Here is a 12,365-nt window from a genome sequence, read left to right as displayed (position 1 = left end):
TGCCTCCTGTACGGCGCGTCATGTCGACGGTGTCCACGTCAGCCATGGAGTGCCTCCTGTACGGCGCGTCGCCAGGCGCGGGTGACCATGGCGGCACCCACGCGTGTGCGGTAGGGGGCCGACCCGTGCAGATCGGACGGGACGGAGTCGAGGCCTTCGGTCGCGGACCGCACGATCTCCTCGGCATCGGCTTCGGCAGGGTCGGAACCGATGAGCGCGGCCTCGGTGCCCCGGGCCCGTATCGCGGTCGCGCCGAGTCCGAACAGGCCGATGGCGCACCGGTCGAGGCGGCCGTCGCCGTCCACGCGGAGCGCGACCGTCGCCCCGGCGATGGCGAAGTCCCCGCTCCTGCGGGCGAACTCCTCGACCGCGAAGCCGCAACGGCCTTTCCACACCGGGAAGTTGACGCCGGTCAGCAGCTCGTCCTCGGCCAGCGCCGTGCTCCACATGCCGGTCAGGAAACGCTCCGCCGGGATGGTGCGGCGGCCTCGTGGCGACAGTGCCTCCAGCTCGGCGTCCAGCGTCAGTGCCACCGCGGGGTACTCGGCCGCGGAGTCGGCGTGCGCGAGCGAACCACCCACCGTTCCGCGGCTGCGGATCTGGAAGTGGCCGATGAGAGGGGTGGCGCGGGCAAGGAGCGGGACGGCGGCGCGGACCTCGTCGGAGCGCTGGACGGTGGCCTGGGTGGTGCCCGCCCCGATCCAGACCGTGCCGTCGCCACGCCGCTCGATGCCCCGCAGCTCGTCCAGGCGGCGCAGGTCGACGAGGTGCCCGAAGGCTGCGAGGCGCAGGGCCAGCATGGGGACGAGGCTCTGCCCTCCCGCGATGGCCTTCGCCTCCTCTCCCAGCTCGGCCAGCAGACCGACTGCTTCGTCCCCGCCAGCCGGCGCGTGGTACGTGAAGGGTGCGGGCTTCACCGGGTCACCGCCTGCCGTGCCCGGGCTTCCTCCAGGAGGCCCACGATGGACGACGGTGTGAGCGGCAGGCGGCTGATCCGGACGCCGAAGGGTGCGAGCGCGTCGGCCACCGCGTTGACGACGGCCGGCGCGGAGCCGATCGCACCGCCCTCGCCGACTCCCTTGTAGCCGCCGGGTCCAGGGCTGGGCGTCTCGACGTGCCCCACCTCGATGACGGGCACCTCGGTGGCCGTGGGCAGCAGATAGTCCATGAACGTGGTCGAGACGGGGTTGCCGTCCTCGTCGTAGGCCAGATGCTCGTAGAGCGCGCCGCCGATCCCCTGCACGGTGCCGCCGAAGATCTGGCCTTCCACGACACTCGGGTTGATCATCGGGCCGCAGTCCTCGCTGACGATGTACCGGAGCAGGGTCACCTCTCCGGTCACCACGTCGACCTCGCATGTGCACACGTGCGTCGCGTTCGCCCAGATCATCAGGTGCGGGGTGTGGTAGCGGCCGCTCGCCTCGAGCCCGGCCGGTACTCCGGGCGGCAGGGCGTGGACCTGGTAGTACGCGATGTCGGCGATCTCGGCGAGGGTGAGCCCGGCGCCGCCGCTTCTCTTCGATGTCGCCCGCCCACGAATGAACTCCACTTCCTCAGCGGGTACTTCGAGCTTGTGTGCCGCGATCGCGAGGATCCGCTCCCGCAGCTCCCCGGCCGTCCGGGCGATCGCGCCCGCCGTCATGGGCCCGGACCGGCTTCCGCCGGTGCCGGCGCCGTACGGGGTGACGGCTGTGTCGCCCTGCACGGTGCTGACGTCCTCGATGGCGGCGCCGAGCGCGTCGGCGGTCAGCTGGACGACCGTGGTCTCCAGACTGTTGCCACACGACCCCCCTGCCACGTACACGTTGACCTTGCCGGAGGGCTCGATGCGTATCGTCGCTCCCTCGGTGGCGTGGAACGGCGTGGCGCCCGCGGTGGGTTCGACGTACGTGCAGGTCCCGACGCCCAGATAGCGCCCTTGCTCCCGGGCCCGCGCCTGTTCCCGGCGGAACGCCTCGTAGTCGAGCATCTTCAGAGCCTGTTCGAAGGTCTCGCGCGGGGAGATGTGGTCGTAGGGCATGCCGTTGAAGTTCGCCGTGGGAAGCTCGTCACGGCTGAGCATGTTGCGGCGCCGTAACTCCACGGGGTCGAGGCACAGTTGCCGAGCGGCGGTGTCCAGCAGGGTCTCGCGGGCCATCGACTCGTACTGCCAGGGTCCTCGGTAGGCGACCCGCCCGCTGGTGTTGGAGAACACGAACCGCGACGAGAACGTGCCCTCAGGGATCCGGTAGGGGCCGGGAAAGAGCATGCCGACCGCCACACCGCTCTGCACGGGCGACGGTGTCGGGTAGGCGCCCGCGTCCTGGACGTGGTCGAGCGTCGCGGCCAGGATTCTGCCGTCGTCGTCGAAGGCCATCCGTGCCTCGCCGTGCTCGTGGCGCGCCTGCCCGGCCGCGAGGAGGTGTTCCTGCCGGTCCTCGATCCACTTGAGAGCGGCGGGCAGCTTGGTGGCGGCGAGCATGACGCACATGTCCTCGCGCTGCGGCAGCACCTTCTGCCCGAACCCGCCGCCGGTGTCCCGCATCACGACGCGCACCCGGTGCTCGGCGATGCCGAGGAGGCGCGCGCAGAAGGACCGGACCTCGTGCGGGGACTGGGTCGCCGCCCAGATCGTCATCTCCCCGCCCGCTGCGGCCCATTCGGCGACGATCCCCCGGGTCTCCATCGGGACCGGCCCGTGGGACTGCTGGTACACGGTCTGGCTGACCACGTGCGGCGCGTTCTCGAAGACCGGTTCGAGGTCCGCCATGGGGCGTCCGCCGAGTTGACCGACGAGGTTGCCGGGCCGGTCGGCGTGCACTGATTCGGTGGAGTCGAGGGCCGTCGCGTAATCAACGACCGGGGGCAGCGGGTCGTAGTCGACGACCACCAGCTCGGCCGCGTCCTCGGCGATGTAGCGGTCATCGGCCACGACCATCGCCACCGGGTCCCCGACGAACCGGACCTCGCCCTCCGCAAGCGGCGGCCGGGGGGTGTCGGGGTCGTCCGGTCCATTCAAGGTGTACCACTGCTCGCGCACACCGGGGTTGAGGTCCTGTGCGACGAACACAGCGTGCACGCCGTCGAGTTGTGACGCCTCCGACACATCGATGCCGAGGATGCGGGCCCGGGCCATCGGACTGCGGACGAAGCAGGCGTGGAGCATTCCGGGGCGTATGACGTCGTCGACGTACGTGCCGGTGCCGGTCAGAAGTCGTAGATCCTCAACTCGTAAGGTGCGCGTGCCGACGTAGGTCGCGTCGCCCACGGTTCGTGTCATCGGTCTGGCCCCTCCGCTCACATGCTGAACGAGTGTTTAACCGAATGCGCTGAACAACTGTTTAACAACGTTCTTCGAGGCCGTCAAGCACAATGACGGCATGACTGCGCCTCGACGAATGGGTACCGAGAACTCCAAGACGCGCCTGCGCCTGCTCGACATCACGGAGCGGCTGATGCTGGAGGAGGGGTACGCGGCCGTCGGCGTACGGAGGGTGGCGCGCGAGGCGGAAGTGGCCCCGGCTCTCGTCCTGTACTACTTCCGCACGCTCGACGACCTCTTCCTCGCCGTACTGCGGCGACGTGCCGACGAGGAGTGGGAGCGGCAGGCCCGTCTGCTGAGCGGTCCCCAGCCGCTGCGCGCCCTGTGGAGACTCAGCAGCCACCCCGGCAATGCGCTGACCACGGAGTTCACGGCACTGGCCAATCACCGCAAGACCATCCGTGCCGAACTGGCCGCCCACGCGGCACGCTATCGCGAGGCTCAGTTGCAGGCCCTCACACGCGGCCTTGCGGAGGCTGGCACGGACCTGCCCCCCGAGGTCTCCCCGGCCGTGCTGCTCATGCTGACCAACGCGCTCGGCCGGATCCTCATGATGGAGAACGCCATGGGAATGACGACCCGGCACGAAGAGGCCCTGGCCTTCGTGGAGCAGATCCTCCAGCGGTACGAGGGCGCCACCGCACCCGCGGAAACCCCTCGCGGGTGAGACCACCTCAGCTCCTTTCCTCCGACGGCTTCCGCCCGCCCAGCTCCCGCCAGCGCGCCCGCAGCGCGTGCGCGGCCGCCTTGGGCCGCCGATCGCGCGTGAAGACGCCCTTGCGGAGCATCGGCTTCTAGCGAGTTCAGCCATCGCCAGCCTCCTTGTTTGAGGCAGCAGAACACTGCGGAGAGAAAGAAGCGGGGTCGAGTCACAGCTTGAGTCGCTGTCGCGCCTCGCGCCGCTTCCTCTGCTCCACCGGGTCCGCGACCGGCGCGGCGAGCAACAGGCGCTGTGTGTAGGGGTCTTCGGGGGTGGAGGTGACACGGTCGGCCGGGCCGGTCTCGACGATGTGGCCGCGATGGACCACGCTCACCCGGTGACTCACGTGCCGGATGACCGCGAGGTCGTGCGAGATGAACAGATACGCGACGCCGGTGCGCCGCTGGATGTCGACGAAGAGGTCGAGCACGCGTGCCTGGGTCGACAGGTCGAGCGCGGAGACCGGCTCGTCGCAGACGATCAGCCTCGGCCCGGGGGCCAGGGCCCGGGCGATCGCGACGCGCTGGCGCTGGCCGCCGCTGAACTCGCGCGGCAGTCGTTCGGAGGCGTCCGCCGGCAGTCCCACCTGGTCCAGAAGTTGGCGGACGCGCGCTCGGGCGCTGCGTGGGGTCGCACCCTGCACCACGAGGGGCTCGGCGAGGATGTCGCCGATGGTGAGGGACGGGTTGAGTGAGGAGTAGGGGTCCTGGAAGACGACCTGGACGTAGCGGGCGAGGGCGCGCCGCTCCTTCGCCGTGCAGTGGGTGATGTCCTGGCCGAGGAGGCCGATGCGTCCGCGGCTGGGCTGCACCAGGCCGAGCACCGCCCGGCCGATGGTCGTCTTGCCGGACCCGGACTCGCCGACGATGCCGAGCGTCTCGCCCTCGTCCACCGCCAGCGACACTCCGTGCAGCACCTCCTGCGGGCGGGCGCGGAACCCGCGTCCCGGATAGGCGACGCGCAGGTCGCTCACGTCGAGCAGGGCCGTCGTCATCGCGCCTCCTTCTCCAGCGTGTCGGTCTTGAGCGTGTCGGTCTTGAGCGTGTTCGCGGCCGGACGGTCGGTGCGCAGCGCGTGCTCGTCGAGGAGGGAATCCAGCAGCATCCGGGTGTAGGCGTGACGTGGGGTGGTGAAGAGGTCGAGCACGTCGCCGGTCTCGACGATCCGGCCCTGCTGCATGACGGCGACGCGGTCGCAGATGTCCGCGACCACGCCGAAGTTGTGGGTCACCAACAGCACCGCCATGTTCAGTTCCTTCTGCAGGTCGCGCAGCAGGTCGAGGATCTCCGCCTGCACGGTGACGTCGAGCGCGGTCGTGGGCTCGTCGGCGATGAGCAGCGCCGGGCGGCTCGCGACAGCGCCGGCGATGAGCACGCGCTGTGCCATGCCGCCGGAGATCTGGTGCGGGTAGGAGGTGAAGGTTCGCTCGGGGTCCGGGATGCCGACCCGGTCCAGCAGGGCGAGGACGTGCTCGCGCGCTTGGCGTCGGGGCATCGGGGTGGCCGCGCGCAGGCCCTCGACGAGCTGTGCTCCCACCGTGAAGTCGGGGTCCAGGTTGGACATGGGTTCCTGCGGCACATACGCGATGGACGTCCCGCGCACACCGCGCAGTTGGCCCTCGCTCAGGCCGAGGAGTTCGCGTCCGTCGAGGCGGATCGAGCCGCGGGTGACGACCGCCTCCGACGGCAGTACTCCGAGCACGGCGAAGGCGGTCTGGGTCTTGCCGGATCCCGATTCGCCGACGAGTCCCAGGGTCTGCCCCGCCTCGAGGCTCAGTGTGACGCCGCTGACGACCTCCGTCAGCTCGCCCGACGGTGTCGGGTAGGCGATGGCCAGGTCCTCGACGGTGAGCAGCCCCGGAGCCGAAACCGAGGTCTCGGACGACGGCGTGATCGGCCGGCGCTCGGGTGCGCTGATCCGGGACGGTTTCGGCCGACCGCCCTCCAGGACGTCCCGCAGCGAGTTGCCGAGCAGTACCAGCGTCGCGGTGATGATGCCCAGCATCAGGCTCGGCCAGAGGAACTGCAGGGGTTCCTCGTAGAGGTTGGCGAAGCCCTCGGAGATCATCGCGCCGAAGCTGGGGACCGAGCTGGATCCGACGCCGAGGAAGGCGAGGCCCGACTGGACGGCGATGGAGGAACCGGCGAGGAAGGCGGTGGCGATGATGACGGGTCCCCGGACCACGGAGAGCACGTGCCGTCGCAGGATCCGCCGGTCGGGCAGGCCCGAGACGCGGGCGGCGTCCACGTACAGCTCGTTCTTCACCCCGAGCACGAGGTTACGTACGAGGCGGTAGATCCCGGGCGAGAGCAGGACCCCGAAGATCAGCATCGTCGCGCGGTAGTCGCCGTCCGTCACCGGCAGCAGCACGATGAGCAGCAGCAGGCCCGGGAAGGTCATCACGAGGCTGAAGACCCACTCGGTGACGCCCCGGACCCGGCGGCCGAAGTAGCCGCCGACGAGCCCGAAGGTGACACCGATGGCCAGGGCGATGCTCGTGCCGATGAGGGCGGAGACCACGCTGGTGTCGATGGAGGCCAGCAGCCGCGCGAAGATGTCGCGGCCGCTCTCGTCGCCTCCCAGCAGGTAACCGTGGGTTCCGGCATCGGCGTTGACCGCGTCGAGTGAGGCGTCATTGGGACCATGATCGGTGAACAGCGGCGAGAGCAGGCCGAGAAGGATCACGGCCAGGAGGAGGCTCGCGCTGATGACGGCCTGCGGGTCCTTGAGGAGCTTGCGGAGCGGAGACCTGCGGACGGGCACAGCGCTACCAGGTTCGGTGGTCAACTCAGTCAACTCAGGATCCTCGCCTTCGGATTGAGCCAGCCGTTGACGAGATCGACGACGAGGTTGACGCCCACCACGAGCAGCACACCGAACAGGCTGATGCTCATGATGATCGGGATGTCGCCCTGCAAGGAGGCGTTGAAGGCGTACTGGCCGAAGCCCGGCAGCGCGAAGACCTGCTCGATGATGAGGGCGCCGCCGAGCATCTGGATGAACTCCAGCGACAGCACCGTGAGCGCAGGGCCGGCCGCGCCCCGCAGGGCGTGGCGCAGCACGATCGACCGGGTCGGTATCCCCCGCGTGCGCAGGGTGCGTACGTAGTCCTTGCGCAGTTCGCCGATCATGGCGCCGCGGATCTGGGAGGTGAGACTGGCAACACCGCTCATCATCAGGGCGACCACCGGGATGGTGATGGTGGAGACCCAGCGGGCCGGGTTCTCCGACAGCGGTGTGTAGCCGGTGGCCGGGAACCAGCGCAGCTCGATGGCCAGGACGTAGACGAGGGCGATCGCGATCAGCAGGTTCGGCACCAGGTAGCCGAGCATCGACACGCCCTGGGCGATCCGGTCGACGGCGCCGCCGCGGGTGGCCGCCAGGACGCCGAGCACCACGCTGATCACCACGGTGACGAGCAGGGCGGCGAGCACGATCGACAGCGTGACGCCGAGGCGGGCCGCGATGGCCGACCGGACGGGCTCGCTGGTGAAGTAGGACAGGCCGAGGTCGCCGCGGACGGCGTGGGACAGCCAGTCCAGGTACTGCGCGAACAGCGGGCGGTGGAGCCCCAGTTGGGCCTTCTGGTCCTGGACCAGGTCGGGCGTCGCGCCACTGCCGACGATGCTGCTGGCGACGTCGTCGAAGGAGGTACTGAGCAGGGCGAACGTGATCATGGTCACCAGGACGGCGAGCACCAGGCCCGCGGCAAGGCGACGCAACACGTAGAGGATCATGATGCGGCTCTCTTACGGGGCCTGGTCGGCGGCGCCGAACTGCCGGATGGTGGCGAGCGTCGAGGAGCCGTCACCGAGGTAGGTGATGCCCTTCTTGGTCGCCCAGTCGCTGCCGATGTAGAACACGGGGCCGTACCACGCGTTCTCGACTCCGAACTCGTTGATCTCCTTGTAGATGTCCGCGGCCTTCGCCGGGTCAAGCTCCCGGTTCGCCCGGTCGAGGAGCTTGGAGAGCTCGGGGTCCGTGGAGTTGAACACGTTGCGGTAGCCGGTGGGACTGTAGAAGTTGCGCGCCTCGACCGGGGTGGTGTTCAGCCCGTCGACGATCAGGAACATCGGGTACTTCTTGGAGGCGATGGCGGAGACGCTCTGCTGCGGCGGCACCGGCTGCCACTTCACCTTGATCCCGATGTCGGCGAGTGCCTGCGTGAACGTCGGCTCGAACGGCTTGGTGAAGACGAGGCTCGGCATGGTCACGGAGAAGCCGTTCGCGTAACCGGCCTCGGCCAGCAACTTCTTGGCGGCCGACGGGTCGTAGGAGTGCGTCTGGTCCAGCGCGGGATCGTGCCCCGGCCCCTTGGGGTTGAAGATCTGCTCGGTCGGCCGGCCCGAGCCCCGGAGCAGTTGCTTCACCATCTTCGTGCGGTCGAAGGCCATGTTGATCGCCTTGCGGACCCGCACGTCACCGAGCGGCTCGAGCACGGACCCCTCGCGGTCCCCCAGGACCAGGGCAGCCACCGCGGTCGCCTGGACGTGCTTGGTCTCGAAACCCGCCGACTTGAAGGAGCCGACCTGCGCGACGTCGATGGTTCCGGCGTTGGTCTCGCCGGCCTTCAGCGCGTTGGCGCTCGCGGTCTGGTCGGAGATCACCCGGATCTTGACGGTCCGGAAGGGGTAGGCCTTCTTGTTCCAGTAGTCGTCACGCCGCTTGAGCACGTACACCGATCCGTTCACCGTCGCGCCCTTGTCGAGGGTGTAGGGGCCCGAGCCGACCGGGTTCAGCGCGGTGCTCTTGGACGTCATCGTCTTCGGGTCGCCGATGACGCCCGCGGCCGTGGAGAGCGAGGTCAGCAGCGAACCGTCCGGCTGCTTCAGCTTGATCACCACGGCGTGGGAAGCGGGTGCCTCGACCGAGGCGACGGAGGCGAGCACGCCCTGGTTCGGCCCGGGCGTCGTCCTGATCAGCTCCAGCGTGGCCTTCACGGCGGCCGCGTCGACGGGGGCGCCGGAGCTGAACTTCATGCCGGTGCGCAGTTTCAGCGTCAAGGTGCGCGCATCGCTGGAATACTGCCAGCTCTTCGCCGCGCCGGGCTGCAGCCGGCCCTTGTTGTCCTGGATCAGCAGCGTGTCGTAGACCGAGTCCCAGACGTACATCTGCTGACCTTCGAGGAGTTGGGTGGGATCGAACGAGTTGGGCGTGCCGAAGATCGAGAGTGCCAGCGTCTCCCCCGAGGACGAGGACGCTCCTGTCGACTCGCTGTCGCACGCAGACGATGCGAGCAGCACAGCGGCGATGCCGACGGCGGCCAGGGCTCGAGCGTGCGATCGCGGGTGCGGGTGTCGAATGCGCATGGGGTGGATTCCTTCGTTCGGGAACCAACGTGTGCAGAGACCTTCGCCATGGCCCTGTGGCCATGGATGGAGCTGAAGCTGCGAGCGCTGCGCGAGTGAAGAGAACCGCGCGTCTACCGGTCCGGCGGCGTGCCGGCGTCGTCGTCCACGTGCACGTCTGCCTCCCCTGGTCGGCCCTGCAGGTGAGCGATCGCGCCAACCCTTACCACATGGTTGGATTTCGCTCGGACGTTAGGCCCGTACGGGAAGCGCGGGAAGAGTACGATCGGCCTTCGTAATCAGAGCGTTATCTTTCGATCGCCGCGACACGGGCCGCAAATCCCAACCATATGGTAAGTTTTGGCTGTCCCGGTTGACACGCACGGCCGATTCCGAACCCGCCTCGTGGGGAGAGTGAGCACACCGTGGGTCAGGCAAAAGCACGCGGGCCGTACGCCAAGACACCGGCCCGCAGGGCGGAGATCGTACGGGCGGCACGCGACAGTTTCGCCGAGCACGGCTACGTCAAAGCCTCCCTACGGGACATCGCGGAACGCGCCGGCATCACCCACGCCGGTCTTCTCCATCACTTCCGCAACAAGGACGAGTTGCTTGCCGAGGTGCTCGCCGAGCGGGACTCGGAGGAGTGGCAGCAAGGCGTGGCACAGGTCGACAGCCTCGACCAGCTCGCGCCCTACCTCGGTGAGCTCATCCGTCATCACCAGAAGGCCCCGGAGCTGATGCGCCTGTGGATCGAGCTCGCCGCCGCAGCCTCACGCCCCGACCATCCCGCCCACACCTACTTCGCCGAGCGCTACGAACGCGGGCGCAGGCAATTCGCCGAGGGATTCCACGACAAGGCGGCCCGCGGCACCCTGCGCGAGGGCCTCAGCCCCGAGAGCGCCGCGGTTCTCTTCCACGCCGTGCTCAACGGCCTCCAGCTGCAGTGGGTGCTCGACCAGGACCTCGACATCATCGGACCCGTCAACGACTTCGTGCGCCTGCTTCTCGACCGGAATCAACTCGACGAGTGACCGGCTCGCCGCCCAACTCGGCGCCCAACTCGGCGCCCAACTCGGCGCCCAACTCGGCGCCCGGCTCGGCGTCTGGGCGCATCTGTCGGATTCCGGCCGCCGTCAGGGCTGATGCCGAGCAGGGTGCGTGGGCGGACTTCTTCGCCTCGGATGAGCTGGCGTTCCCTACTACCTCGCGTATCTGGACCTCGTGCAAGGTACATCCCGTGGGTGGCCGAAGCCTGCGCCCCATTCTCTAGAGGGCATGTCACCCGGCAGCTGCGTAAGCCATGGTGAGATCGTCCATCGCCGGCGTCACCGCTCGCCGACAAAGTCGGGATCAGCCAGGGTGCCCTCTGGTGTGGCATGCGGCCCCTCGGGGCGGCGCCACGGACGTGCGATGGAAGCGGACACAGCCCGCCACCAGGGATCAGTCGGGAGTGGCCCAGCAGCCTCGAAGGGCTCGCCCGGCCGGGGAAGCGCAACCGCCTGCCCGACCTCCTCAGCAGCGTCCTTCGTCCACTCCCCGGGCTCCGCCCACGGGTGCAGGGACAGATTGAAGGTGCCCCAGTGGATCGGCAGCATCACACCGTGCGGCTTATGCCCCTGCAGGTCAAGGTGTGCCTGGACCCCCTGCGGGGGCGACATGTGAATGTCCGGCCAGGCTCCAGGCAGCGGCGTGGAATCCGTGTGGTTCTTGGGCCAGAATTCGCTGTACGCGCCGATCTGGATCATCGTGGCGTCGAAGGGGCCGTGCTCGGCGCCTATGTCCTTGAAGCCGGGGAAGTACCCGGTGTCCCCGCTGTGATAGATCCGGTGCTCGTCGCCCGCCACGACCCATGATGCCCAGAGCGTGTGCTGCTGGTTGCGCAGGCCGCGGCCGCAGAAGTGCCGCGCGGGGGTGGCGGTGAGGGACAGGCCGGACACCTCGGTCGACTCGTTCCAGTCGAGCTCGCGGAGCCGGTCCGCCGATACGCCCCAGCGCTCCAGATGGGCGCCTACGCCGAGCGGCACCGCGAAAACGGTGTCCGTATCGGCCAGCTGCTTGATCGTGGGCAAATCAAGGTGGTCGTAGTGGTCGTGCGAGATGACGATCGCGTCGACCGGTCCCAGCGCGGCCAGAGGCACGGGAACGGGATGCAGCCGCTTGGGACCTGCGAAGTCGAAGGGGGAACACCGCTCGCCCCAGACCGGGTCGAAGAGCACCCGGCGGCCGTCGATCTCGGCGAGCACGCTCGAGTGGCCCATCCAGGTGAGCCGCAGCCCGCTCGCCGGGGACCTCGCCAGGTCGGCGAGGGTCGAGGGGTGCACCGGCACCGCTCCGGCGGGGGCGCGCCTGGCGCGCTCCTCCTTGCGGAAGTACGACTTCGCGAGCTCGAACGCGGAGCCGGAGGAGGGGCGGGTTCGGGCGCCCACCGGGTTCTGGAACGAGCCGTTCGCAAAGTTCGGCGATCTGTGGATCCTGGCGAGCCGTTCACCCGCCGGTTCCGCGCCGAAGGCGGCGGGCCGCAGCGAGCGGAGCCCCGAGCTCAGGGAACGGGAACCGGTCACGGCGCCTCCTGTGGTCGTAGGACATTCATTATGCGTGGCGCCTCTGACAGGCCCGGGTCGGCGGGGTGACGGCACGATGTCCGCGCCGCGGTCCTTCCCCGGTGATCTCCGGTGCCCCTCGCCTTGCTGCGCCCCTCATAAGGACGCCACAGCCGGCTCCAGGGATGACAAGCCCGTGGTGTGGTGCTCGAAATGTGGGCCTGTATGCGGGCCGGTATGTCACATCTGCGGCGCCCCGGTCCGTCGTACCGGTGACAGCACACCGCATCCATGAAGACGGACGAAGACGGAAGGTGGCCCCCATGGCCCGCGCTCGCGCATGAACTCGGCACTGGGGCTCACCAGTCAGGGGTTCAAGGATTCGTGCGATCTCCGCGACGGCCCAGGGGCGGCGACGCGTGGTGCGGCAGGATCGTCGGGTGCCCTGACCGGAGGCGCTTGACACTTCACCGTCCGGAGGCGCTTGACGCTTCACCGTCCAGAGACACCGCCGCACGCCGACCACGGATGCC

9 protein-coding genes are annotated in these 12,365 nt (G+C 69.1%); 2 read left to right on the top strand and 7 right to left on the bottom strand.

The genetic code is table 11. The features are described 5' to 3' along the window. Nucleotides 1–38: 38 nt before the first annotated feature. Together H1D24_RS43845 and H1D24_RS37770 are read right to left on the bottom strand one after the other, a co-directional pair. A complete protein-coding gene (locus tag H1D24_RS43845) occupies nucleotides 39–917 on the bottom strand; it encodes an FAD binding domain-containing protein (protein WP_181662264.1) in 879 nt (292 codons plus the stop codon). Then, a complete protein-coding gene (locus tag H1D24_RS37770) occupies nucleotides 914–3,259 on the bottom strand; it encodes a xanthine dehydrogenase family protein molybdopterin-binding subunit (protein WP_181662263.1) in 2,346 nt (781 codons plus the stop codon). The genes H1D24_RS43845 and H1D24_RS37770 overlap by 4 nt, the downstream gene beginning before the upstream one ends. Nucleotides 3,260–3,359: 100 nt before the next feature. Between H1D24_RS37770 and H1D24_RS37765 the strand changes: the two genes are divergently transcribed. Beyond that, complete coding sequence (locus H1D24_RS37765; RefSeq protein ID WP_181662262.1) at nucleotides 3,360–3,968, top strand: TetR/AcrR family transcriptional regulator; 609 nt, start codon at nucleotides 3,360–3,362, stop codon at nucleotides 3,966–3,968. A 202-nt stretch (nucleotides 3,969–4,170) separates the two neighbouring features. Here H1D24_RS37765 and H1D24_RS37760 read toward each other — a convergent pair whose 3' ends face one another. From H1D24_RS37760 to H1D24_RS37745, 4 genes are read right to left on the bottom strand one after another with little or no spacing between them, the layout of a single operon-like run. Continuing rightward, nucleotides 4,171–4,995 (bottom strand): ATP-binding cassette domain-containing protein, encoded by an 825-nt coding sequence (locus H1D24_RS37760; RefSeq protein WP_181662261.1) that lies wholly within the window; start codon nucleotides 4,993–4,995, stop codon nucleotides 4,171–4,173. Next, nucleotides 4,992–6,797 (bottom strand): dipeptide/oligopeptide/nickel ABC transporter permease/ATP-binding protein, encoded by a 1,806-nt coding sequence (locus H1D24_RS37755; protein ID WP_258564647.1) that lies wholly within the window; start codon nucleotides 6,795–6,797, stop codon nucleotides 4,992–4,994. Before H1D24_RS37755 ends, H1D24_RS37760 begins: the two co-directional genes overlap by 4 nt. Beyond that, on the bottom strand, nucleotides 6,794–7,738 hold the full coding sequence (locus H1D24_RS37750) for an ABC transporter permease (RefSeq protein WP_181662260.1): 945 nt from the start codon (nucleotides 7,736–7,738) through the stop codon (nucleotides 6,794–6,796). Before H1D24_RS37750 ends, H1D24_RS37755 begins: the two co-directional genes overlap by 4 nt. Nucleotides 7,739–7,750: 12 nt before the next feature. Further along, nucleotides 7,751–9,310, bottom strand: a complete 1,560-nt coding sequence (locus tag H1D24_RS37745; protein WP_181662259.1) for an ABC transporter substrate-binding protein — start codon at nucleotides 9,308–9,310, stop codon at nucleotides 7,751–7,753. A gap of 404 nt (nucleotides 9,311–9,714) precedes the next feature. Here H1D24_RS37745 and H1D24_RS37740 point away from each other — a divergent pair, with 404 nt between their 5' ends. After that, nucleotides 9,715–10,323 (top strand): TetR/AcrR family transcriptional regulator, encoded by a 609-nt coding sequence (locus H1D24_RS37740; protein ID WP_181662258.1) that lies wholly within the window; start codon nucleotides 9,715–9,717, stop codon nucleotides 10,321–10,323. A gap of 294 nt (nucleotides 10,324–10,617) precedes the next feature. On the opposite strand, the gene H1D24_RS37735 is transcribed toward H1D24_RS37740, so the two are convergent. Continuing rightward, nucleotides 10,618–11,853: an MBL fold metallo-hydrolase gene (locus H1D24_RS37735; protein ID WP_181662257.1), complete on the bottom strand. Its 1,236-nt coding sequence runs from the start codon at nucleotides 11,851–11,853 to the stop codon at nucleotides 10,618–10,620. Nucleotides 11,854–12,365: the final 512 nt, after the last annotated feature.

The organism is Streptomyces himalayensis subsp. himalayensis, assembly GCF_013778455.1.
GTDB lineage: Bacteria > Actinomycetota > Actinomycetes > Streptomycetales > Streptomycetaceae > Streptomyces > Streptomyces himalayensis.
Note: the sequence above shows the minus strand (reverse complement) of the source record. Positions and strands in the feature narration are given on the sequence as shown.